Source organism: Cupriavidus sp. USMAA2-4 (assembly GCF_001854305.1).
GTDB lineage: Bacteria > Pseudomonadota > Gammaproteobacteria > Burkholderiales > Burkholderiaceae > Cupriavidus > Cupriavidus malaysiensis.
In genome coordinates this window covers 1,401,701-1,424,951 of the sequence record NZ_CP017749.1, presented here as the reverse complement: position 1 = coordinate 1,424,951, position 23,251 = coordinate 1,401,701, and the positions used below count along the sequence as shown (strand labels likewise).

Genomic DNA, 23,251 nt, shown 5'->3' with positions numbered 1-23,251 from the left:
CCGGCGCGCGGCGGCGCGCCGGGGCCGGGGTGGCGGCCGCGAGCGGCCGCTACTCCGGTCCCGCGCTCGCCCGGCCCGGACGAGCCGCGCTCAGGCGACGGCTCGAGTGGACGGGGCGTCCTTCGAGAGCTTCTTCGCTTTGCCCGCCCGCGACGGCGGCCGGCACAGACTGCATACGAAACGAGCGTGCGGCTCGTAGGCATGCGTCACGAACTGGCCACCGCAGCAGGTGCAGGTGGAAAGCTGGAGCATATTGCTCTCGAAAAACCTTACTAACGTCCAGGCACGGGTGAAACTTAAGACAATTTCGCTTCCCAGCAGCGACACGTGCTCGAGGTAGAGCCGGTAGCTGGCGATGATGGCGCGGATACCCGCGGTCTCGCCCTGCTGGACCATGAACTGGTACGCCGAGAAGAACAGGGAGGAATGGATGTTCGGCAGCCAGGTGGTGAACCAGTCTGTCGAGAAGGGGAGCATGCCCTTGGGGGGCGATACGCCGCGCAGCTCCTTGTACAGGCGGATCAGGCGATCACGCGACAGCGTGGTCTCCGCCTCGAGTACCTGGAGCCGGGCACCGAGCCCGATCAGCTCGATGGCCAGTTGGGTCTGGTTGGCGTCCTGCAGGACGCTCTTGCGGTTGGGCACCGGAGCCGCGGTGAAGCTGCGGACGGGCTGAGCCTGGAGCAGCGCGGTCAATTGAGCGACTCCAGCGGTTGGCGCGCCAGCAGGATGGCTGCGTGGGTCTGCTGCATGTCGTGGCCCTTGGCGGTATGCGTCAGGCTCGACAGGAGCGCGTGATCGTCGAAGCGGAAGCGGCAGAGCACCATATTGGATGCCGCCAGCTTGACGAGCTGCGCTGAGGTCAGCTTGGCCAGGATGTCCGCAATCTCCTTGCTGACTCCCAGCCGGAACATGGCTTCGACTTGATTCTCACGCACCAGCCGTTGCGCGAGCAGCAGATAGGCGAGGTTAACCTCCCTGATCTCCTGGAGAACTTCACTGCTTTCCAATTTTTCCCCGCTACCAAAAACCCGCGAATTGCTTGTCCAGCGCTTACCGACGGCTCAAGAAGCAACCGGCGGCCGGATCGTTTGTATGCAAAATCGACGGGTACGACGTACGACAAAAGGAACAGCTTCCCGCTGGACTTGTCTGGAACACTTAACTTATGCGTTACAAGTGTTACAGAGTGTAAGCACAGCTGGTACGTTTTATATCGGCAATCGGACCCGCCTGCCAATCCCCACTAACGTTGGGATGAATGCAATGTCGCACCAAACATACAAAGGCGCGGAATTGTGACAGCCGTCATCATCGCGTCATCTGATTTACATCAAGGATCTAGCGGTGCGGCACGCGGGTGGAAGCTCCTCCGGCGTGTGCAGGCAAGCGCATTCCTCTATTGACGAGCGGGGGCTCCGTAGACTAGCAAGCGCCTGAACCAGGCGGCGAGCCGGGAGAAGATGTCATCCGGCTCGTCGCGGAACAGCTCGGGACGCACATGGGCGAGCTGCGCCATCACCCGCTCGAATTCGTCGGCGCTGACCGAGCCGTATTCGAGCGCAAGGCCGAGCAGTGCCTTGACCTCGCCGACATGGGTGCGCGCGCGCACCACATTGCGTTCGGTCTGCACTGCGTACATCAGGTCATAGGCACGCTGCCGCAGGCTCTCGGCAAGCCGCCAGGACGGCGTCAGCATGCGTTGCTCGACCACGCGGACATCGACCGCGGAAGACGCGATCTGGCTCGCCAGCGACTCGGCGAAAGCGGCATCGACACCGGAATCGGCCAGGATCTGCCGCGACCACTGGCGCGCCTGTTCCTGTTTCTGCTGCGGCGTCCAGTCGCATTGCGTGGCCAGCGCGAAGCCGAAGCGCTCGGCATCGCGCATCAGCGCCGATACGGTGTTGGGCAGTTGCTTGTCCAGCACCCGCTTGAGCCAGGCGTACTCGCCGCTGGACAGCAGCCGGCCGACGGCGCGCTCGGTCAACGGCGACTCCTGCTCGAGCAGGCGCGCGCGCAGGAAGGCTTCGAAGGTCGGCGGCTCGAACGCGTGGTCCATGCCGGTGGACAAGCGCACGAACTGCTCGTAAGCGGTTCTCAGCCTGGCGACGGCTTCGTCGGGCAGCGCCAGGGTTACGTCGGTATGCATGTCGGCTCGCAGAAACGGGTACGGTCGCACCTGGCCGCCGGCCCGGACACCCTGGCGGGCGCCGCATGGGCCGGGCGGACGGCTGGTGCTTCAGGTCAGAAAGCGCTCCAGTCGCCGTGGTCCGATGCCGTTCCGGCCACGGCCGGACGTGCGGCCGGCGCACTGGCGGCCGGGCGGGCCTCCAGCGGGGCCTCCGCGGCGACGGACGGCTCGCGGCGGGCCGGACGCGGCGCGGCCGGCTTGGCCGGCGCTGCCTTGATGACGGCCGGCGTGCGCGCCACCGTGGTGGCCTGCAGGTCGGCCGCGGCGAGACGGAAGCGCGCCACCGAGTCCTGCAGGCGGCCCGCCTGCTCTTCGAGCGATCCGGCCGCGGCGGCGGCCTCTTCCACCAGCGCCGCGTTCTGCTGCGTCACCTCGTCCATCTGCGCCACCGCCTGGTTCACCTGCTCGATCCCCGAGCTCTGCTCCGCCGATGCCGCGCTGATCTCGCCCATGATGTCCGTCACGCGCTTGACCGCCTGCACGATCTCTTCCATCGTCTGGCCCGCCTGGCCTACCAGCGTCGTGCCGTTGTCCACCCGCGCCACCGTGTCGCCGATCAGGCCCTTGATCTCCTTGGCCGCGTTCGCGCTGCGCTGCGCCAGGCTGCGCACCTCGCCCGCCACCACCGCGAAGCCCCGTCCCTGCTCCCCCGCGCGCGCCGCTTCCACCGCCGCGTTCAGCGCCAGGATGTTGGTCTGGAACGCTATCCCTTCGATCACCCCGATGATGTCGACGATCTTCTTCGACGCCTCGTTGATCTCCTGCATCGTCTCGACCACCCGGCCCACCACCTCGCCGCCCTTGAGCGCCGTCTCCGAGGCGTTCGCCGCCAGTCCGCTCGCCTGCCGCGCGTTGTCCGCGTTCTGGCGCACCGTGCCCGTCAGCTCTTCCATGCTCGACGCCGTCTCTTCCAGCGAGGCCGCCTGCTGCTCCGTGCGCTGCGACAGGTCGCCGTTGCCCGCGGCGATCTGGCGCGAGGCCGAAGCGATCGACCCGGCCGAGGCCTTGAAGTCACGCACCATGCCCGATAGCTCCTGCTGCATCTCGCTCATCGCATGCACCAGGCTGCTCTTGTCGCCGGAGCGGACCGTGACTGCCGTGGAGAAATCGCCGGCGGCGATGCGCGAGGCGATGGCCACCGCATAGCCCGGCTCGCCGCCGAGCTGGCGCGACAGCAGGCGCGCGATGACGTAGCCAAGCAGCACCGAGACCGCCAGGCCGCCGAGGACCAGCGCCAGCATCCAGACGCGGGTGGCGTCGTAGACGCCGCGCGCCTCGTCCATATTGGCGCGGGCACGCTCGTCGCGGCGCTTGACCATCTTGGCCATCAGATCCTCGAGCGCGTGGCTCGCCTTGATCAGTTCCGCGCTCTCGGTGAACACCTGGCTGTCGAACTGCGACGTGTCCAGTGGCTGCTTGCCCACCATCTCGACATACTTGGCCATACGCTCGCGGTAGGCCGGCATCAGCGTATCGTACTGCTTGACCAGGGCCTGCCCCTCGGGCTGGACGAACACCGCCTTGGCCTTGCGGATGCGCTCGTCCACGGTGGCGAGCGACTTCTCGATCAGTTCCTTCTCGGCCGAGCGCTCGCCCATGGTCGACGCGGACAGCAGGCCGATCTGGGCGCGGCTGGCATAGACGAGGTTGACGTTGCCATCCTGGACGGCCTTGAGCGCCTGCAGATCGTCGTTGTAGATCTTGCCGGTCCACTCAGCCATGCGTCCCATGTTCACCACGCCGAGCAGCCCCATCGCGGCGCCGATGACGGACACGACCAGAAAGCCGACGATCAGCTTGGTCGTGACGCGCAGTTGATTGAACCATTGCATGACAACTACCCCCTAGTCTCTGAAAAGTGCGGCGGCCGTTTCGCCGCCTTCTGCAGGTTTGCTCGTTCTTGCTTCTTCTTGTTGCTTCTTCTTGTTGCCTTTGCTACCCGTTACTACCTGTTGCTACCCGCTGCTACCCGTTGTTTCCTGTTATTTCCCGTTGTCGCCCGCCGGTGCCTGCCGCCGCCCTGGGTGCCGCTCCCCGACACGCCCCGGCGCGGCGGCGCCGCATCCGCCGCCTGCGCGGCTCAGGCCTGCGCGGCTCAGGCCTGCGCGGAGGCCGGCCGCAGCGCAGGCTCGGCGCGCCGGGCGCGCTGCGGCCGCGCCTCGGCCTGCAGGCTGATGCGGAAGGTGGCCACCGCCTCGCCCAGGCGGCCTGCCTGGTCTTCGAGCGATCCGGCCGCGGCGGCAGCCTCTTCCACCAGCGCCGCGTTCTGCTGCGTCACCTCGTCCATCTGCGCCACCGCCTGGTTCACCTGCTCGATCCCCGAGCTCTGCTCCGCCGATGCCGCGCTGATCTCGCCCATGATGTCCGTCACGCGCTTGACCGCCTGCACGATCTCTTCCATCGTCTGGCCCGCCTGGCCTACCAGCGTCGTGCCGTTGTCCACCCGCGCCACCGTGTCGCCGATCAGGCCCTTGATCTCCTTGGCCGCGTTCGCGCTGCGCTGCGCCAGGCTGCGCACCTCGCCCGCCACCACCGCGAAGCCCCGTCCCTGCTCCCCCGCGCGCGCCGCTTCCACCGCCGCGTTCAGCGCCAGGATGTTGGTCTGGAACGCTATCCCTTCGATCACCCCGATGATGTCGACGATCTTCTTCGACGCCTCGTTGATCTCCTGCATCGTCTCGACCACCCGGCCCACCACCTCGCCGCCCTTGAGCGCCGTCTCCGAGGCGTTCGCCGCCAGTCCGCTCGCCTGCCGCGCGTTGTCCGCGTTCTGGCGCACCGTGCCCGTCAGCTCTTCCATGCTCGACGCCGTCTCTTCCAGCGAGGCCGCCTGCTGCTCCGTGCGCTGCGACAGGTCGTTGTTGCCCGCCGCGACCTGGCGCGTGGCGGTGGCGATGCTGCTCATGCCTTCCTGGATCTCGTGGACCACGGACAGCAGGCTGCGCTGCATGGTCTGCATGGCCTGCGCCAGCGCGCCCACCTCGTCGTCGGACTGGTAGTCGTAGCGCGTGGTGAGGTCGCCCGCGCCCATGCGCAAGGCGAAGTCGAGCATCTCGTCGACCGGCCGGTGCACACGCGACAGCAGGCGCACGCCGGAGGCGAAGGCACATGCCAGGGCCAGGCCGAAACCACTCCACAGCCACGGGCGCAGCGCCGCCGCGGCGGTGCCGCCCTGCCACTCCACCGCCAGCAGCGTCAGCAGGAAGCAGGCCAGCGCCGTGCCCTGCGACCAGACGATGCGCCGCTTCAAATTGGGCCGGAACAGGCTGGCGAGCCGGCCCGCCAGGCCGGTGCGGACCACGGCGCCGTCACGGACCACCAGCCCGCTGCCGCCCTGGCGGATGCGCGCATAGGCCGCGCTGGCCGCGGCGACCTGCTCGGGCGCCGCCATCGCACGCACCGAGGTGTAGCCGATGACCCGGCCGTCGACGCGCGTCGGCGTGACGGTGGCGTTGACCCAGTAGTAATCACCGTTCTTGCGCCGGTTCTTGACCAGCCCGCGCCAGGAATGGCCTGCTTCGAGCGAGTGCCACAGGTCGGCAAAGGCCTCGGGAGGCATGTCGGGATGGCGCACCAGGTTGTGCGGCGCGCCCATCAGCTCTTCGTGCGAATAGCCGCTGACTTCGACGAAGGCCCGGTTGGCGAAGGTGATCCGCCCCTTCAGGTCCGTGCGCGAAATCAGGTAATCGTTGGGGGAAAGCTGGTACTCGTGGCTGGTGACTGGCTGGTTGTTTCGCATGATTTCAGGAACGGCTGCCGCGGCGCGGGCGCGCCGCCGGCATCACGCCGCGGCTGCCGCGTCGAGCGCGGCCAGTTCTTCGGTATCGAGCAGTCTTTCGATGTCGACGAGAATCAGCATGCGGTCCTCGATCGAGCCCAGGCCGCGGATGTAGTCGGTATCCATATCGCCGGACATCAGCGGGGCGGCCTTGATCTGCGCGGGGGCCAGCGTCAGGACATCGGAGACGCCGTCGACCACGATGCCGGTGGTGCGATCGTGGAGATCGACAATGATCACCACGGTGTACTGGTCGTAGCTGACCGCTGCCTGGCTGAACTTGATGCGCAGGTCGATGATGGGAACGATGATGCCGCGCAGGTTGATCACGCCTTTCAGGTAGGCGGGCGCGTTGGCGATCTGCGTGACGGTCTCGTAGCCGCGGATTTCCTGCACCTTGAGGATATCCACACCGTATTCCTCGCGGCCCAGCCGGAATGCCAGGAACTCCGCTCCCGCACCATCGGCCTTGATGTTGTCCGTCATCTTCCGCTCCTGTTGTCTACCTGTATCCCGGCCGGCCGCTCGCGCGGCAGGCAGCAGCGCGCCCGCTGCGGCACGGCATCGCCCTGTTCAGCCTCTGAGATAACGGCAGGCGGGCGCCTGTCTGAAGGCCGGCTTGCCGCCGCGCTCACCCCACGTCAGAGGGGGATAGCAAGGCACCGACGGCGTGCAGGAGCTGGGCAGGATCGAACGGCTTGGGCAGGAAGCCGGAGGCGCCCGCCTCGCGCACGCGGGCGCGCACGCCGTCGTCGCCCTCAGTGCTGAGGACGAGGATCGGCAGCGCGGCGTGGCGCGGCATGGCGCGCAGGGCACGGATCAGCGCAAGACCGTCGACGCCCGGCATGACGAGATCGGTGACCAGCAGGGAGAAATCCGCGCCCGCGGCCAATTCGCTCGCCTGGGCCCCGTCGCCGGCCTCGGTCACCGGATAGCCGGCAGCACGCAGGCAGGCGCAGATCATGCCGCGCAGCGAGGGCGAATCGTCGACGACGAGGATGCTCTGGGAAGACATGACGACTCCATTGATGCGGCGTGTCGGCGCCGGTCCGGAGCGCGTTCCAGCCGGCCCGCGCCAGCGCGCATGGGCCCGGTGCCAGCGCGCCTGCGGTATTTATCGGCACATCGGGCGCTGTCTTTAGGTCCGTCTTCAGGTCCGTCTTCAGGTCCGTCTTCAGGTCCGTCTTCAGGTCCGTCGCGGCGCCGTCCGCGGCAGCCAGGAGCGGGCCGGTCCCCGACCCGTCCCGCACTGGCGCCGCTCAGGCCGCGGCAGCCTCGCTGTCGCGCAGCAGCTCGGCGAACACCCCCGGCTCGAGCGGACGCGCGAGCAGGTAGCCCTGGACTTCGTCGCAGCCCATGCCGGCGAGGATATCGAGCTGCGAGGTGGACTCGACACCTTCGGCCACCACGCGCATGCGCAGCTCATGGGCAAGCGCCACCATCGAGCCGACGATGGCGCGCCCCTGCGCGTCGGCGTCGAGCCCGCCGATCAGGGTGCGGTCGATCTTCAGCGTGCCCACGCGCAGCCGCTTCAGGTAGCCCAGGCTGGAATAGCCGCTGCCGAAATCGTCCAGCGCCACGTGGATGCCGAGCGACTGCAGCTCGGCCAGCGTTTCGAGCGACTTGCCGATGTCCTTCATCGCGGCCGTCTCGGTGATCTCCAGCGTGACGGCTGACGGCGGGATGTCGTGCTGGTGGATCTGCTCCATCAGGTACTGCGGGAAATTGCGGCTGGCGAAGCGCAGCCCCGACACGTTGATGGCCACCGGCACGGTCGGCAGCCCCAGGTCGCGCCATTGCCGGACCTGCCTGCAGACGGCGGCGATCACCCAGTCGTCGAGCTTGTCGATCTGCCCCGACTGCTCGGCCACCATGATGAACTCGGCCGGATTGACTGCGCCCAGCAGGGCGTGCCGCCAGCGGCACAGCGCCTCGGCACCGACCACGCGGCGCTGCCGCACGTCGAACTTCGGCTGGTATTCCAGCGACAAGGCGTCGTCCTCGATGGCCGGCCACAGGTCGCGCCGGATCACGCGCACGCGGCGCGCGCGCTCGCCTGCCGCGGAGTTGAACTGGCGCACCTGGTTGGAACCGCTCTCGCGCGCCTCGGCCAGGCTGACGCGGGCGGCCTGCATCAGCGTCTCCGAGGTCTGGGCGTCGCGCGGGTAGATCGCGATGCCGATGTTGACGCCGATCTGCATCTGCAGCCCGCGCGCCGCGACAAACTCGCCGAGGGAGCCCAGCAGGCGCGATCCGAGCTCCTGTGCGCGCCCGTAGCTGACCAGCTCCGGCACGCCGACGGCGAACTCGTCGCGCGCCAGGCGGGCCAGGAAGTCGTGGGGCTCGAGTACGGCCTGGGCCAGGGCGCTCGTATCCTGGGCCAGGATATCGTCGGCGCGCACTTCGAACACCTCGTCGACCTCGCGGAAATCGGCAATATGGACCAGCAGCACGGCGCACCCGGTGTCGGCGAAGCGGGCATGGGCGATGGCCTGTTCCAGCCAGCGCGCAAAGGCGGCGCGGTCTGGAAGCTCCTCGGCGGCGTTGTATTCGCCGACATGGCCCTCGCCCTGCGCGCTCGGGCGCACCGTCAGGCTGCCTGGCGAACGGCCGTGGGCGCGGCGCACCAGCCCCCTGGCATCGCCGGATGGCGCCACGGCGGCTGCGTCAGCCGCGCCACCGGGAGCCGGCGGCACGGCGGCCAGGTGGGCGCGCCCGCGCAGCGCCAGCCAGGCCACGCTGGCCAGCATGAGCACGCCGACGGCGAGCCAGACCGGCGACAGCGGCGTGAAGGCGTCCAGGCAGGCACGCGGCATCGCACCCGGCCGGCCGCACGCGCGGCCCAATTCGATACCCGCGGTGGCCATCAGGCCGGTGGCCAGCGCGGCGGCCACCACGGCGGTGCCGCGCCAGTGCAAGGGCGCGCGCCGCAGCAACTGGACCATGGCGGCCGCCGCGGCACCCACGCCGAACGCCGCAGCGGCGGCCTGCTGCCCCTCGCCGAGGTGCAGCAGGCTGCCGGAAGCCAGCACGACCCAGGAGGGCATGCCGACCGAGGCGCAGGCACTCAGCAGGAACATCCACTGTGTGTAGCGGACCCCCCACTTGCCCGGCATGCGTTTCCCGCCAGCCGCGCCCAGCCCCAGCCCGAGCCCGAGGGCCAGGCAGAGCGGTATGACGAGTAACAGGAGGCTGTCAATCATTGCAGGCATACGACTGCCGACGGCAGCCGCGCGTTGAAGGTGAGCACGATCGCGAAGAAGCAGGCGGTGCGGAAAAAGCTCGCATCATGTCATTTCGGCTACGCCGTGTGAACCCGGCGTCCGCTGCAAGGTGCTCAGAAAGCCGTCCAGTCGTTGCCGGAACTGCCGCCGCCGGCCACGGTGGACGCCCTGGTGCGCGCCGCCCTGGATACCGTGCCAGTCCCCTCACGCCGCCGGCATTCTCCCGGAAGCACCACCGAGGCCAGGACACCGGCAGCGTTCGCCAGCCGCCGGCCGGGGCCCCGCGCCGGGCCGCGCAGCGCCGCCATGCCAGGCCGCGGGCATGGCAGGGCCGGGCGCATTGCCGATGCCGTGCGCGACTGAGCCTGGATCTCAATGTTTTTAAGAAAGGACATGATGCACCTCGGACAAGACGGACCCCGGGGGACACGCCAATGCCCCATGTTGTCGGACCGACACATCGACGATCCACTCGCAGGATATCGGCTGGGCAGAATCTTTCTTGAGGCGAGCCAGCCGCGCGGGGCATTGCGCCAGCCGCCAACGTCAGACTTATCGGCTTTGTTATGCGGGAATCACTATTCTTCCACCCAAACCCCTATGAACGCGGCCGCGGTCGAATAGCCGGCGTTATCGGCCTGCCGCGGATCGCCCCATCTCAAATGCACATTGCGTGCGCTGGCGGCGCGGAAAAAACCGCGATTCCTGCAGACTCGCGGGCGGTGCAAAAGTTCATTTGCCCACGGCCAGCACCAATTTTTTTGTGTATCGATCCTCAAACGGGTTAAAGGCATTTGCAGGGCCCGTCCGGCTCGTTATAATTCATGCGAATCTTCACGCTCCCACCCCTAAAATCGAGGCAAGCAATGGCGACATATCAGGAAATCGTTCAGCAGATCAACGCACTGCAGAAGCAAGCAGAGGAAATCAAGGCGCGCGAACAGGCTGCTGTGATCGCTGATATTCGCCAGAAAATCGAGCAATATGGCCTGACCGCCGACGACCTCGGTTTTGGCGCCAAGCCGGTCGCCGGCAAGAAGGCAAGCCGCAAGGTGCCGGTGCGCTATCGCGACAATGCCGGCAACACCTGGACCGGTCGCGGCAAGCGCCCGGGCTGGCTGACCCAGGCCCTGGCCGCCGGCAAGCAGGTCGAGGACTTCCTGATCCGCTGAGTTCCAACCGGCTGGCGCCTGCGTGGCAGCTGCTGGTGCCGCGCCGCCAGCAGCGCCGCCCCGGCTCCAGGCCGGGTTGCCGCGACCATGCCCAGACCCGGCGCCGCGTTCATGCAAATGGACGCGGCGCGGCGTTTCCGTTCCGGGGGGGACGGCCCGGGCGCCTGGTCAACGCAGCCCGGCCTTTGTTCTTTGTTTTTTCTGCGCGCGATTATGCAGGGGCTTACCGCTTGCGCCCGCTGCGGGGCCCCGCAGCAGGAACCCGCTGCGGGAAAAGCCCTGCCGATGGCATTCAGGCGCCGGCAAACCCGAGCGGATTCATCGACTGCCAGCGCCACGAGTCGGCACACATCCGCTCGATATCATGGCGCGCACGCCACCCCAGCAAATCTCCCGCCAATGACGGATCGGCATAGCAGGCCGCAATATCGCCCGGCCGACGCGCGACGATCTCGTAAGGAACGGTCCGCCCGCTGGCTGCCTCGTAGGCCTTGACCACCTCCAGTACGCTGTAGCCGCGTCCGGTCCCCAGATTGACGGTCAGGCCAGCACCCGCGCGGCGCAGATATTCCAGGGCGGCAAGATGGCCGTCCGCCAGGTCGCAAACGTGTATATAGTCGCGCACGCCCGTGCCGTCGACCGTCGGATAATCACCGCCGAAAACCATCAGTTTCTCGCGGCGCCCGCCTGCCACCTGCGCGACATAGGGCATCAGATTGTTGGGAATTCCACCCGGATCTTCCCCGATCTGCCCGCTTTCATGCGCACCGACCGGATTGAAATAGCGCAGGTAGGCGATGCGCCAGGCAGGATCGGAGCGCTCCAGGTCGCGCAGGATCTGTTCGCCCATCAGTTTGGTCTGGCCATAGGGGTTGGTGGCCGACAGCGGAAAATCCTCCAGGATCGGCACCGCATGGGGATTGCCATAGACCGTCGCCGAGGAACTGAACACCAGTTGCTTGACGCCGGCCTCGCCCATGACCGAACACAGCGTCACGAGGCCCTCGAGATTGTTGCCGTAGTAGGCCAGCGGCTGGGCCACCGATTCGCCCACCGCCTTCAGCGCGGCGAAGTGGATCGCCCCGCTGATCTCGTTCTCTGCGAATAGTTGGCGCAATAGTGAGTCGTCACGCACATCGCCCTCGACGAAGCGGGGTGCCTGTCCGGTGATGGCGGCGATACGGTCCACCACGACCCGGCTGCTGTTGCACAGATTGTCCAGGCCGATCACCTGATAGCCGGCCTCCAGCAGCGCGACCCAGGTGTGCGAGCCGATGTATCCGGTCGCGCCGGTCAACAACAAGGTTTCAGACATGAAGTTTCGATTCCTGATGAGATGTTCGTCGGATTTTGTGACGGGCGCCGGCATTCAGGCCGATGCCGCGGGTGCATCGTGGTCGGTCATCTGCCCGCTGCGCGCCATCCACGCTTCATACGCGGCGCGCAGGCGCCAGCCCGACTCCAGGTCGCGCATGCCGAGATACTGCGCCACCGCCGCCGGTCCGGCGCCGGCATCGAAATGCAGGGCGCCATAGGTGTTGCGCAAGGTCTGGGGCGAGGCGCGTTCGCTGCGCCCGTCCAGCACCCCGGCCTGCCCGAGCAGGCGCTCGATGCGGCGATACACGGACGCCGCATGCATGGCCCGTCCATCGGGCGTGGCGGGGAAGACCAGCGAACCCAGCGCGCCGCCGCTGGCGCGCACCGCCAGCCAGGCTGCCAAGGCGGGCCGCGCGAAGGCCAACAGGGGGGCCTCATAGGCACGCCCATTGTCCGGCCTCACCATGCGCACCGCCTGCAGCCCGTCGGTGAACTGGTCGAGACCCAGTGCGCGCACCTGGCCGACCTTCAGGCCGGCGCCCAGCAACACCGCCAGCAAGGCCAGGTCGCGCGCGCGCTTCCACTGCGTGGGCGAGTACTCACCTTGTGCTTCGGGCCCGGCGCAGGCCGCGGCCAGTTGCGAGATCAGGCAATCCCGCTCCGCCGGCAGCAGGAAGGCCATCGGATCGTTTTCGCCATCGGCCAGGCGGGCCCGCACCGCCTGGGTGGCCGGATTGTGCAGGCCTTGCTGCAAGGCGGACAGGTGATGGAAGACCCGCTCTATCAGGCGCGCGTAGCGGTAGCGATGGTGCTTGTGCAGTTGCTGGGCATCGAGGAATTCGCCGATCTGCTGTGCAGACCAGCTCAGCGGCGCCAGCCCCCGCTCGCCGGACCAGCGCAGCAGCTTGCCCCACATCGCCCGATAGACGACGGCGGTCGCCTGGCCGAAGCCATGGCTGGCCAGCCAGCCATCGAAGGCGCGCTCCGGCTGGCTGCGCCAGGCCGCCAGGTCGGCATCGAAGAGGGCCGGCTGTGTCCGGTCGACACCAGAGTTTGTGCTCACTGACGCGCCTCTAGCTGGTAGCGGCCGAGCCTGGCCTTGCTGAAGGGTGTTCGCATGGGGGCATTGTAATCAATGCACCACAGCATGCGGCGGCGTACCCCACGAATTCGGGCGCCACCGTGGCGCGGCCGCGCCCCGGCGTTGCCACCCCCGGCTGCGCGAAGAATCGCCCCGGAATGACAATAAAGTTAAATCGCTGCAACAGAATTAAAAAACGCTAAATGGCATTTTCTCCAGCCCCGTAATACATTCGAGACATTGCCACCTGCATGCACGATGCCGACTTCCGGCCAAGGTGTCCATGCATGCCTTTCGTCAGGAGTTCCACGATGACCGGACATCAGCCACAGGTCCATGACCCCGCCGCCCCGGCTTCGGGCGGCGGCTCGGTGCCGGCTGCCCGGTCACGGGAGCCGGCACCGGTCTATTACCGCCTGCCCGATACGCCGGACGGCCACCATATCAAGGAATACCCGAGCGGCCTGCGCATCCTCGTGCGCTTCGTCGGCGTAGAGGAGCAGGTCGTCAAATACACCATCTGAGCGCATGTCCCGGCCGCCGCCGCCGGGCCGCCATCGCGTCTCCTCCTGCCCATTGGGCCAGGATTCCGCCCGCGCCATGCGCGGGTTTTTTCTGCCGTTCCTGTCCCGGTCCCTTGGCATTGCCGCAGGATAAAAGAAAAAGCCGGCGCTGCGCGCCGGCTTTTTCCGTGCCAGTCCAAGGCTCGTGGCATCAGCCCACGGTGGCGCCGGAGGACTTGACCACCTTGGACCACTTGGCGGTCTCGGACTTCATGAAGTTCGCCAGGTCGGCCGGCTTCTCCGGATGCGCTTCCGCGCCCTGTTCGGCGAGTTGCTTCTGCACTTCCGGCTTCTGCAGGATCTTGACCACTTCGGCGTTCAGGCGGTCGACGATCGGCTGCGGCGTGCCGCCGGTCGCGTACAGCGCGAACCATGAGGTCGCCTCGTAGCCCGGCACGCCGGCCTCGGCCACGGTCGGCACATTGGGCAGTGCCGGCGAGCGCTTGGCCGAGGTCACGGCGAGCGCGCGCAGCTGGCCTGCCTTGATGTGCGGATAGGACGAAGGCAGGTTATCGAACATCAGGCCGATCTGGTTGCCCAGCAGGTCGTTCACCGCGGGGGCGCTGCCCTTGTACGGAATGTGCTGGATGTGCAGGCCGGTCATCGAGTTGAACAGTTCGCCCGACAGATGCATCGACGAACCGCTGCCCGAGGAGCCGAAGGACAGCTTGTCCGGGTTCGCCTTGACGTAGGCGATCAGTTCCTTGACGTTCTGCACCGGCACCTTGGGATTGACCACCACCACATTGGGCACCATGGCCACGCGGGTGATCGGCGCGAAGTCCTTGACCGGGTCGTACGGCAGCTTGGCGTACAGCGACTGGTTGATCGCGTGGGTGCCGATGGTGCCCATGAACAGGGTATAGCCATCGCCCGGCGCCTTGGCAGCCAGCGCCGCGCCGATATTGCCGCCGGCGCCCGGCCGGTTGTCGATCACCACCGGCTGGCCGAGCACCTTGCTCAGTTGCAGGCCGACGATGCGGGCCAGGATGTCGGTGGTGCCGCCCGCCGAGAACGGCACGATCATGGTGATCGGCTTGGTCGGATAGCCGCCCTGCGCGAAGGCCGAGCCGGCCACGCCGGCGAATCCGGCAAAGCCGGCCGCGAGCGCCACGCCGGCAGCCAGCAGGCGGCGGCGCGCCGACGAAGTGTGAGAGGCGAAACTCATGAAAATGCTCCTGAAATATCGTTATACCGGCCCGCCCTCTCATGAAAGGCTGGCCTTCGTGGCGGCGTGGCGGTCTTCTTCAGACGGGCGCCACGCCCAGCGTGGTTCCGCCGCAGACATAGAGAACCTGTCCGGTGACGAAGCCGTTTTCTGGCGACAGGAAGAACATGGCGGCGCGCGCCACGTCTTCCGGCGTTCCCATGCGCTTGACCGCGATGCTGGCGAGAATGCGCCGGGTGCGCTCGCTGCCCTCCGGGTTGCTGCGGCGGAACAGCTCGGTGGCGATCGGGCCCGGCGCCACGGAGTTGACGGTGATGCCGTCGCCGCCGAGTTCCATGGCCAGGGTGCGCGCCATGCCGATCATGCCGGCCTTGGTGGCCGAGTAGACCACGCGCTCGGTCTTACCCAGCGCCGCGCGCGAGGCCATCTGCACGATGCGGCCGAAACCTGCCGCGCGCATGGCCGGCAGGCAGGCCTGGATCAGCAGCATGCTGGCCTGCAGGTGCAGGCCCACCACGTAGTCGAGGTCGTCCAGCGTGGCGCTGTCGATGGTGCCGGGGCGGGTCGCGCCCGCGTTGTTGACCAGGCGGGTCACGGCAAAGCGCTGCGTGACCTGCTCGCCAACCGCGCGCGTGGCCGCGGCGTCGGTCAGGTCCGCCTGGAAGAAGGTCATGTTCGGGTGCGACCAGCCGGGCTCGGCATAGTCGACATTGACCACTTGCGTCACGCCGTCGGCGAGCAGCATCTCGCAGATGGCGCGGCCGATTCCGGAACTGCCGCCGGTGACCAGCGTGGCAACGGGAAGGGACATCATGGACTCCACACCGGCGTGCGTGCCGGGCAATGCTGAAAAACGCGACCGGCCCGGCCGCATGGCTTCACGCTCCGCAGGAGGCGAAGGCGACCGGAAGGAACGCCGGCGGCCGGCGGGCGGCCGGCCGTGCTCCGATCAGGTCCTCACTGGCTAACGGCAGCCTGCAATGTGATCTGTAGACTGCCCGGACGCCGGCTGCGCGCCCGGGGCAGCCGCAGCACGCCTCAGACGCGCTCGATCACCATGGCGATGCCCTGGCCCACGCCGATGCACATGGTGCACAGCGCGAAGCGGCCACCGGTGCGGTGCAGCTGGTACATGGCGGTGGTCACCAGGCGCGCGCCGCTCATGCCGAGCGGGTGGCCCAGCGCGATCGCGCCGCCGTTGGGGTTGACGCGGGGATCGTCATCGCGCACGCCGAGTTCGCGCAGCACGGCCAGGCCCTGCGCGGCGAACGCTTCGTTCAGCTCGATCACGTCGATCTGGTCCAGCGTCATGCCGAGCTGCTTCATCAGCTTCTGCGTGGCCGGCGCCGGGCCGATGCCCATCACGCGCGGCGCCACGCCGGCGGTGGCCATGCCGACGATGCGTGCCTTCGGCGTCAGGCCATGCTGCCTGGCGGCGGCTTCGCTGGCCAGCAGCAGCGCGCAGGCGCCGTCGTTGACGCCGGAGGCGTTGCCGGCGGTCACGGTGCCGTCCGCGCGCACCACGCCCTTGAGCCTGGCCAGCGCTTCCATGCTGGTGGCGCGCGGATGCTCGTCGCGCTCGACCACGATCGGATCGCCCTTCTTCTGCGCGATCGTCACGGCGGTGATTTCCTGGGCCAGCGTGCCGTCGGCCTGCGCGCGCGAGGCCTTTTCCTGGCTGCGCAGCGCCATCAGGTCCTGGTCTTCACGGCTGATCTTGTAGTCGGTGGCGACGTTCTCGGCGGTCTCGGGCATCGAGTCCACGCCGTAGGCCGCGCGCATGGCCGGGTTGACGAAGCGCCAGCCGATGGTGGTGTCGAAGATCTGCGCATCGCGCGAGAAGGCGCTGGTGGCCTTGCCCATCACGAAGGGCGCGCGGCTCATGCTTTCCACGCCGCCGGCGATCATCAGGCCGGCCTCGCCCGCCTTGATGGCGCGCGCGGCGGTGCCGGTGGCGTCCATGCCGGAGCCGCACAGGCGGTTGATGGTGGCACCCGGCACATCCTGCGGCAGGCCGGCCAGCAGCAGCGACATGCGCGCCACGTTGCGGTTGTCCTCGCCGGCCTGGTTGGCGTTGCCGTAGATCACGTCGTCGATCGCGCGCCAGTCCAGGTTCGGGTTGCGTGCCATCAGCGCCTTCAGCGGCACCGCGCCCAGGTCATCCGCGCGCACCGCGGACAGGCTGCCGCCGTAGCGGCCGATGGGGGTGCGGATGGCGTCGCAGATAAAGGCTTCGGTCATGTCTCGTCTCTCGTTCGGTTGTCGTGTATGCCGAGGCGCCCCGCTCAGGCGGCGCCCTGCGTCAGGGGCACGCCGGTCAGGCGCTGCAGTTCTTCGAAGGACAGCCCTTCGACCAGGTCGCGCGCGACCAGTCCGTCCGGCGTCACGTCAATGGTAGCGAGGTCCGTGTAGATACGGGTGACGCAGCCGATGCCGGTCAGCGGATAGGTGCACTGCGGCACGATCTTGCTTTCGCCCTTCTTGGTCTGGTGCTCCATCATGACGAAGACCTGCTTGGCGCCGATCGCCAGGTCCATGGCGCCGCCCACGGCCGGAATCGCGCCCGGGGCGCCGGTATGCCAGTTGGCCAGGTCGCCCTTCTCGGACACCTGGAAGGCGCCCAGCACGCAGAAGTCGAGGTGGCCGCCGCGCATCATCGCGAAAGAATCCGCGTGGTGGAAATACGAGCCGCCCGGCTTGACCGTGACCGGCTGCTTGCCGGCATTGATCAGGTCGCCGTCGATCTGGTCCTCGGCCGGTGCCGGGCCCATGCCGAGCAGGCCGTTTTCGCTGTGCAGCAGGATCTCGCGGTCGGCCGGCAGGTGGTTGCCGACCAGGGTGGGCAGGCCGATGCCGAGGTTGACCACGGCACCGTCGGGAATGTCCTTGGCCACGCGTGCGGCCATCTGATCGCGGGTGAGGCGTTGCATATCGGTTCTCCTTTCGCTCTCAGACTGGTCAGGAAATGCGGGTCGGACCGCAGTCCACCTTGACGACGCGCTTGACGAACAGGCCCGGCGTGACGATGTGCTCGGGATCCAGCTCGCCGAGTTCCACCACCCTGTTGACCTGCGCGATGGCGCACTTGGCGGCCATGGCCATGACCGGGCCGAAGTTGCGCGCGGTCTTGCGGTAGACCAGGTTGCCCCAGCGGTCGGCGGCATCGGCCTTGATCAGCGCGAAGTCGGCGTGGATGGGCTTCTCGAACACATAGCCCTGGCCGTCGATGATGCGGGTTTCCTTGCCCTCGGCCAGCGGCGTGCCGTAGGCGGTCCGGGTGAAGAAGCCGCCGATGCCGGCGCCGGCGGCGCGGATGCGCTCGGCGAGGTTGCCCTGGGGCACCAGCTCGAGCTCGATCTCGCCCGCGTGGAAGAGCGCGTCGAAGACGTAGGAATCGGACTGGCGCGGGAAGGAGCAGATGATCTTGCGCACGCGCTTGGCTTTCAGCAGCGCGGCCAGGCCGGTGTCGCCGTTGCCGGCGTTGTTGTTGACGATGGTCAGGTCGCGCGCGCCCTGCGCGATCAGCGCGTCGATCAGCTCGGCGGGCATGCCGGCCAGGCCGAAACCGCCGATCAGGATGGTGGCGCCGTCGTGGATGCCGGCGACCGCCGCCTCCACCGAGTCATATATCTTGTTGATCACTTGCGTTCCTGTTTGGAAAACTCCGGACGTCCAGCCGGAACCCGCCGCAGTGCAGCGCGCAAAGAAGTCTCCGGATGTCGTGCCGGGCGATTCGTCTCACCGATGCCGCCCGAGCGGGCGTGGCGGCTGCCCTGCCAGCCAGTCTTTCCGACTTTGTTCTAATTGCGAACTTGAATTCGCTAAATGAACATGTTACGCCCGCCCGCACCAAGGGTCAAGCGCAGCAGGCGGCACCGGACAGGCCGCCCGCCCGCCCGCCCGAGCGGACACCGCAGTGTGCCCGCCCGGGCCCGCTCGTGTCCGCTCTCCGCGCGGCCTGCCGGCCGGGCGATGGCTCAAGGCAGTTGCAGAACCGCGCGGCTGCCCTGGGCTCCCGGCCGGATCTCCAGCCGCACATCGACGCGCTCGCGCAATTCGCTGACGTGCGACACCACGCCGACCAGCCGCCCCGCCTGCTGCAGGTCCAGCAGCGTGCGGATGGCGAAGTCGAGGCTCTCCGGATCGAGCGTGCCGAAACCCTCATCCACGAATAGCGTATCGAGCTGGATTCCGCCAGCGCGCGACTGCACCACGTCGGCCAGGCCCAGCGCCAGCGACAGCGAGGCCAGGAAGCCTTCCCCGCCGGACAGCGTGCTGGCCGGCCGCGGCAGGCCGGTATCGTGGTCGAAGACTTCGAGGTCCAGGCCGCCGGCCGCGCGCTTGTCGCCCTGTTCGCGCACGCGCTGCAGCTCGTAGCGGCCGCGGCTCATGCGCACCAGCCGCAGCGAAGCCGCTTCCAGCACTTCGTCCAGCAGCGTCGCCAGCACGAAGCGCTGGAAGCTCATGCGGCGCGGGTTGTTGCCGGCGGCAACTTCCGACAGGCGGCCGAGAACGGCAAAGCGCGCCTCGATGCCACCCGCCTCGGCCGTCAACTCGTGCAAGCGTTGCCGGCAAGCCTGCAGTCCCTGCTGCGCGCGCGCCAGCGCGGCCTGCTCGGCGACCAGGGCTTCGAGTTCGCGCTGCGTGCGCGCCTGCGCCTCCCGCAGCGCGGCCAGGTCGGGCGGCTGCAGCGCCGCCGCCACGGTGGCGGCGCGCGCCTGCCGGTCGGCGGCGGCGGCCAGCGCCAGGTCGAACTCGCGCAGCGCCGCCTCCAGTCTTTCCAGGGCGGCCGCCTCCATGCCCGCCGCCTCCAGGGCCGGCGCGTCGGCGAAGCCGGCCCGCGCCAGGGCCTGCGCGAAAGCCTCGCGCGCCTGTGCCACCTGGGCCGCCTGGCGCGCCGCCTCCGCTTGGGCCGCGCCGTGCGCGGCGCCCGCCGCCGCCAGGGCGCTGGTGGCCTCGCGCTCAGCGGCCTGCGCGGCCTGCAGCGCGGCCTCGGCCGCGGCAAGTCCGGCCCGCGCCGCCTGCAGGGCCTGTTCCACGGCCTCCGGCTCGCGCAATGCTTCCGGCACGTGCTCGCTGGCGGCACGCCATTCGCCCTGCCGCTGCGCCAGTTGATCGGCTGACTGGCGCAGCGCCGTGTCCGCCGCCGCCAGGCGCTCCTGCGCCGCGGCGAGCGCGGCGCGCTGCGTGGCGGCCTGCCCCTCCAGCGTGCCGGCCTGCGCGGCCGCGGCACGCGCACCGGCCAGCCCTTGCTCCAGCGCCTCGACCTGCTGCGCCAGCCGCGCGGCCGCTTCGGCGCCGGCGTCACCCGCCGCGCCCACCGCACGCTCCAGCTCGGCCAGGCGCGCCTGGGCCGCCAGCAACTCGGCCTGGGCTGCCTGCGCGGCACTGGCGGCTGCGCCGGCCTCGCCTTCCGCCTGCTCCACCCGCGCGCGTGCGGCCTCGAGCGCCGCATCCTCGATCCCGGCCTCCAGCGGCAGGGACGGTGATGGATGCTCCAGGCTGCCGCACACCGGGCAGGGATCGCCGGCGCGCAGTGACGCGGCCAGGCGCCCGGCCTGCCCGGCCAGCCACGCCGCCTCCATGGCACGCAGCGCGCTGCGTGCCTCGCGCAGCGCCGCCGCGCTGCTGCGCTCGCGCCCGGCCTGTGCGTGCTGGTGGGCCAGCGCCCGTTGGCAGGCTCGGCCGGCTTCGCCGTGCTGCGCCAGCACGGCAGTGCGCTGGCGGGCGGCTTCGAGCTTGAGCGCGGCAGCCTCGGCGCCGGCCGCGGTCGCCCGCGCCGTCTCCAGCGCCGTCTCGATCTGCCGCAACCGCGCCTCCTGCTGCTCGCGCTGGGCCTGCGCCTGTTCATGCGCCGTGGCGGCCCGCGCCTGCGCCGCCTGCGCGGCGGCCAGCGCATCGCGCACCTGGCCCAGGCGGCGCGCATGCGTCAGCGCACCCTCCAGCTGGACCACCTGCTGCTGCGCCTGCTGGCGCAGCGGATCGCGCTCCCGCTGCGCCGCCAGCGCCGCTGCCGCCGCGCGCGCCGCCTCCTGCCGCCGTGCCAGCACCAGCGCGGCGGCCTCGACCGCCTGCGCCGCGCGCTCGCCCTGTACCACGGCGTCGCGCTGGCGCTGCAGCCAGGGCAACGCCGCCTGGGCCTGGTGCGCGGCGCGCACGCGCCCCCGCTGCGCGTCGACCTCGGCGCTGCGCGCCTGCAGGGCGGCGTGGGCGGCATGGGCCTGGGCCGCCTCGGCCAGCTGCGCGGCCGCCTGCTCGCCTTGCTGCAGGCCAAGCGTCGCCAGCGACAGCGCGGTGCGTGCCGCGCCCTCGCGCTCGTGCAGGGCGGTACCCTGCACGAGCGCCTCGGCCAGCCGCGCATCGAGCGCCTCGGTGCTTTCCAGCCCATGCTGCTGCAGCAGTTCCGCGCGCCGGATCTCGATGCGCTCGGCATCGCGGCGCAGTTCGCCTGCCTGGGTCTTGAGCAGGTCCTCCACGCGCCGGTAGAGCTCCGTATGGAACAGGCGCTCGAGGATGGCCTGGCGCGACTTCGAATCCGCCGTCAGCAGTTCGCGGAAGCGGCCCTGCGGCAGCACGATGACCTGGCGGAACTGCGTGCTGTCGAAGCCCAGCAGGCCTCGCACGAACTCGTCGACACGGCCCGGCTGGCTGGCCTTGCTGACCCACTCGCCGCCCTCCAGGGCATCGAGCTGGGCGCGCGCCGCCTCCTTGACCGTGCCCTCGCCGCGCAGCTTGGGCCGCTCCTGCGCCGGCGAGCGCACGATGCGGTAGCGCTGCGCCCCCAGGGCGAATTCCAGCTCGACTTCGCTGCGCAGCCCCGCCGCGGCATTGGCGCTGCGCATGTCCTGGGCACTGCGCTCGCCGCCGGAGGTGTCGCCGTACAGCGCGAAGCAGATCGCGTCGAGCACCGTGGTCTTGCCCGCGCCGGTCGGACCGTGGATCAGGAAGAAGGCATGCTCTCCCAACTGCGTGAAATCGATCACCTCGCGCGCGGCGAAGGGGCCGAAGGCCTGCATGGCCAGCCACAGCGGCTTCATGCGCTACCCTCCGCGCCACGGACATCGCGGTCCAGGCCGCCAAGGGCCTGCTGCAGCGCCGCGCGCTGCGGCTCGTCCAGTTCGCCGTCGGTCACCTCGCGGAAGAAATCGGCAAACAGGGTGGCCGTGTCCAGCTCGCGCAGCCGCCTGCCCGCGGCACCGGCCGTACCGCTGCGCGCCAGCACCGCGCGTTCCAGCGCCAGCGTGTTCGGGTAGCCCTGGCGCAGGCGCGCCATGGGGTCGAGCAGGGCGCCGGTATCGGTCAGCACGGCATGGATGTAGTCGTCCCGCCCCGGATCGGCCGCCGCCCCGGCCACCAGCTCGGCCAGCGTGCCCTGCAGCACGCGCAGGTCGCGCCGCGGCCGCAGCGCGATCGGTTCGATGCGCACGCCGCCGCGCGCATCCAGTTCGATCAGCGATACCGACTTGGCGTGTCCGGCCTCCGACACCGAGTACTTCAGCAGCGAGCCGGCATAGTGGATGCGCTCGCCGAGGGTCTGCGGCCGATGCAGGTGGCCGAGCGCCACCAGGTCGAAACCGTCGAACACGCTGGCCGCAACCGCGCCGCTGCCACCGACCGACAGCGGCCGCTCCGACTCGCTGGCGCTGCCGCCGACCACGAAGGCATGGCCCACCACCACCGAGCGCACGCCCGCCGGATGGACGGCACGGATCGCATCGAGCTGGGTAGCCAACGCCGCTTCGTGTCCGGCCGGCTCCACGCCGTAGGCATCGCGCACCAGCGCGGGCTCGGCATAGGGCAGCGCATAGAGCCGCACCTCGCCGTCGGCATCGCGCAGGCGCACACAGAGCGGGTCCTTGCTGACCAGCCCCGCCACGTGCAGGCCCTGGTCCTGCATCAGGCGGGCGCCGAAGGCGAGCCGCTGCGCATTGTCGTGGTTGCCGGCGATCATCACCACCGGCACGCGCAGGCCGGCGACGATGCGGGCCAGCACGTCGTCGAGCAGGGCCACGGCTTCCGGCGGCGGCACCGCCCGGTCATAGACATCGCCGGCCAGCAGCACGGCATCGGGACGCTGCTCGCGCACCAGGTCGACGAACTGGTCGAGCACGTAGGCCTGGTCGTCGACCAGGCTGCGCGCGTGGAAGAGCCGGCCGAGATGCCAGTCGGCCGTGTGGAGGAAACGCAAAGTGACTCCCTGAAGCGGATGGATGCGGCGCGGCGGCGGAAACGCCGCGCCAATGCCGCATCATAGCCTCGCGCGCGCGGCCGGGCCGTGTTCAGCCTCGGTTCAGGCCCGGCCGGACATCATGCATGGCATCGGCGCCCCTCACGGGCGCCGTCCCGAAGCCACCGCCCACCTCCTGGAGAATGCCAGCATGCAACGCCGCCTGTCCGCCACCTGCCTCGCCCTCGCCACTTTCGCGGCCATCGCCGCCGCCCCCGCCCGCGCTTACTACGTCGGCCCGTCGGTCATCCCTGCCAGCACGGTCAAGGCCCTGGCCGACACCGGCCGCGACGACCAGGCCGCGCGCCTGCGCGGCCGTCTGGTCGGCAGCCTGAGCGGCAACACCTACCGCTTCCGCGACGCCAGCGGCGAGATGGTGGTCAAGATCAAGCCGGCGCTGTGGCCGGCCGGCGTCAACATCGGCGAGACCACCGAAGTCGAGCTCGTGGGCGTCTACGACAAGGAGCTGCTGCGCGAGGGCCGCTTCAAGGTCAAGCAGCTGCGCCCGCTCTGAACGCCATGCCCGC

The 23,251-nt window shown here is 69.3% G+C and carries 20 protein-coding genes; 3 read left to right on the top strand and 17 right to left on the bottom strand.

What is annotated here, in order from left to right:
• Positions 1-90: 90 nt before the first annotated feature.
• The 8 genes from flhC to BKK79_RS26340 all read right to left on the bottom strand — a co-directional run bounded on the left by flhC (position 91) and on the right by BKK79_RS26340 (position 9,175).
• Entirely contained in the window at positions 91-696 is a 606-nt protein-coding gene (gene flhC, locus BKK79_RS26375; protein WP_071039247.1) for a flagellar transcriptional regulator FlhC, read from the bottom strand.
• Positions 693-1,010, bottom strand: coding sequence for a flagellar transcriptional regulator FlhD (gene flhD, locus BKK79_RS26370; RefSeq protein WP_071017312.1), 318 nt, complete (start codon positions 1,008-1,010; stop codon positions 693-695). Before flhD ends, flhC begins: the two co-directional genes overlap by 4 nt.
• Before the next feature lie 389 nt (positions 1,011-1,399).
• Positions 1,400-2,152 (bottom strand): DUF4088 family protein, encoded by a 753-nt coding sequence (locus BKK79_RS26365; RefSeq protein ID WP_071039246.1) that lies wholly within the window; start codon positions 2,150-2,152, stop codon positions 1,400-1,402.
• A gap of 95 nt (positions 2,153-2,247) precedes the next feature.
• The gene (locus BKK79_RS26360) at positions 2,248-4,026 is read right to left on the bottom strand and encodes a methyl-accepting chemotaxis protein (RefSeq protein ID WP_071017316.1); all 1,779 of its coding nucleotides are present in this window, start codon (positions 4,024-4,026) and stop codon (positions 2,248-2,250) included.
• Positions 4,027-4,289: 263 nt separating this feature from the next.
• The gene (locus BKK79_RS26355; RefSeq protein ID WP_071017318.1) at positions 4,290-5,933 is read right to left on the bottom strand and encodes a methyl-accepting chemotaxis protein; all 1,644 of its coding nucleotides are present in this window, start codon (positions 5,931-5,933) and stop codon (positions 4,290-4,292) included.
• 42 nt (positions 5,934-5,975) lie between these two features.
• A complete protein-coding gene (locus BKK79_RS26350; RefSeq protein WP_071017319.1) occupies positions 5,976-6,458 on the bottom strand; it encodes a chemotaxis protein CheW in 483 nt (160 codons plus the stop codon).
• 145 nt (positions 6,459-6,603) lie between these two features.
• Positions 6,604-6,987, bottom strand: coding sequence for a response regulator (locus BKK79_RS26345; RefSeq protein ID WP_071017321.1), 384 nt, complete (start codon positions 6,985-6,987; stop codon positions 6,604-6,606).
• A 244-nt stretch (positions 6,988-7,231) separates the two neighbouring features.
• Complete coding sequence (locus BKK79_RS26340) at positions 7,232-9,175, bottom strand: putative bifunctional diguanylate cyclase/phosphodiesterase (protein WP_442873292.1); 1,944 nt, start codon at positions 9,173-9,175, stop codon at positions 7,232-7,234.
• An 887-nt stretch (positions 9,176-10,062) separates the two neighbouring features.
• Here BKK79_RS26340 and BKK79_RS26335 point away from each other — a divergent pair.
• A complete protein-coding gene (locus tag BKK79_RS26335; protein ID WP_071017325.1) occupies positions 10,063-10,368 on the top strand; it encodes an H-NS histone family protein in 306 nt (101 codons plus the stop codon).
• Positions 10,369-10,660: 292 nt separating this feature from the next.
• On the opposite strand, the gene galE is transcribed toward BKK79_RS26335, so the two are convergent.
• Together galE and BKK79_RS26325 are read right to left on the bottom strand one after the other, a co-directional pair.
• Complete coding sequence (gene galE / locus BKK79_RS26330) at positions 10,661-11,683, bottom strand: UDP-glucose 4-epimerase GalE (protein ID WP_071017326.1); 1,023 nt, start codon at positions 11,681-11,683, stop codon at positions 10,661-10,663.
• Between the two features lie 54 nt (positions 11,684-11,737).
• The gene (locus BKK79_RS26325) at positions 11,738-12,748 is read right to left on the bottom strand and encodes a tyrosine-type recombinase/integrase (RefSeq protein ID WP_071017328.1); all 1,011 of its coding nucleotides are present in this window, start codon (positions 12,746-12,748) and stop codon (positions 11,738-11,740) included.
• Positions 12,749-13,077: 329 nt separating this feature from the next.
• On the opposite strand from BKK79_RS26325, the gene BKK79_RS26320 reads away from it, so the two are divergent.
• Positions 13,078-13,290: a hypothetical protein gene (locus BKK79_RS26320; protein ID WP_071017330.1), complete on the top strand. Its 213-nt coding sequence runs from the start codon at positions 13,078-13,080 to the stop codon at positions 13,288-13,290.
• Positions 13,291-13,480: 190 nt separating this feature from the next.
• On the opposite strand, the gene BKK79_RS26315 is transcribed toward BKK79_RS26320, so the two are convergent.
• The 7 genes from BKK79_RS26315 to BKK79_RS26285 all read right to left on the bottom strand — a co-directional run bounded on the left by BKK79_RS26315 (position 13,481) and on the right by BKK79_RS26285 (position 22,685).
• Positions 13,481-14,497 carry a Bug family tripartite tricarboxylate transporter substrate binding protein gene (locus tag BKK79_RS26315; RefSeq protein ID WP_071017332.1) on the bottom strand — a complete coding sequence of 339 codons (1,017 nt, stop codon included), beginning with the start codon at positions 14,495-14,497 and terminating at the stop codon, positions 13,481-13,483.
• A gap of 79 nt (positions 14,498-14,576) precedes the next feature.
• The gene (locus tag BKK79_RS26310) at positions 14,577-15,308 is read right to left on the bottom strand and encodes an SDR family NAD(P)-dependent oxidoreductase (RefSeq protein ID WP_071017334.1); all 732 of its coding nucleotides are present in this window, start codon (positions 15,306-15,308) and stop codon (positions 14,577-14,579) included.
• 227 nt (positions 15,309-15,535) lie between these two features.
• Positions 15,536-16,738 carry a 3-oxoadipyl-CoA thiolase gene (gene pcaF, locus BKK79_RS26305; RefSeq protein ID WP_071017336.1) on the bottom strand — a complete coding sequence of 401 codons (1,203 nt, stop codon included), beginning with the start codon at positions 16,736-16,738 and terminating at the stop codon, positions 15,536-15,538.
• A 44-nt stretch (positions 16,739-16,782) separates the two neighbouring features.
• Positions 16,783-17,427, bottom strand: coding sequence for a 3-oxoacid CoA-transferase subunit B (locus BKK79_RS26300; protein ID WP_071017338.1), 645 nt, complete (start codon positions 17,425-17,427; stop codon positions 16,783-16,785).
• 28 nt (positions 17,428-17,455) lie between these two features.
• The gene (locus BKK79_RS26295; protein ID WP_071017339.1) at positions 17,456-18,139 is read right to left on the bottom strand and encodes a 3-oxoacid CoA-transferase subunit A; all 684 of its coding nucleotides are present in this window, start codon (positions 18,137-18,139) and stop codon (positions 17,456-17,458) included.
• A 335-nt stretch (positions 18,140-18,474) separates the two neighbouring features.
• Complete coding sequence (locus BKK79_RS26290) at positions 18,475-21,534, bottom strand: AAA family ATPase (RefSeq protein ID WP_071039244.1); 3,060 nt, start codon at positions 21,532-21,534, stop codon at positions 18,475-18,477.
• A complete protein-coding gene (locus BKK79_RS26285; RefSeq protein ID WP_071039243.1) occupies positions 21,531-22,685 on the bottom strand; it encodes an exonuclease SbcCD subunit D in 1,155 nt (384 codons plus the stop codon). The genes BKK79_RS26290 and BKK79_RS26285 overlap by 4 nt, the downstream gene beginning before the upstream one ends.
• 190 nt (positions 22,686-22,875) lie before the next feature.
• On the opposite strand from BKK79_RS26285, the gene BKK79_RS26280 reads away from it, so the two are divergent.
• The gene (locus BKK79_RS26280; protein ID WP_071039242.1) at positions 22,876-23,238 is read left to right on the top strand and encodes a YgiW/YdeI family stress tolerance OB fold protein; all 363 of its coding nucleotides are present in this window, start codon (positions 22,876-22,878) and stop codon (positions 23,236-23,238) included.
• Positions 23,239-23,251 lie beyond the last annotated feature (13 nt).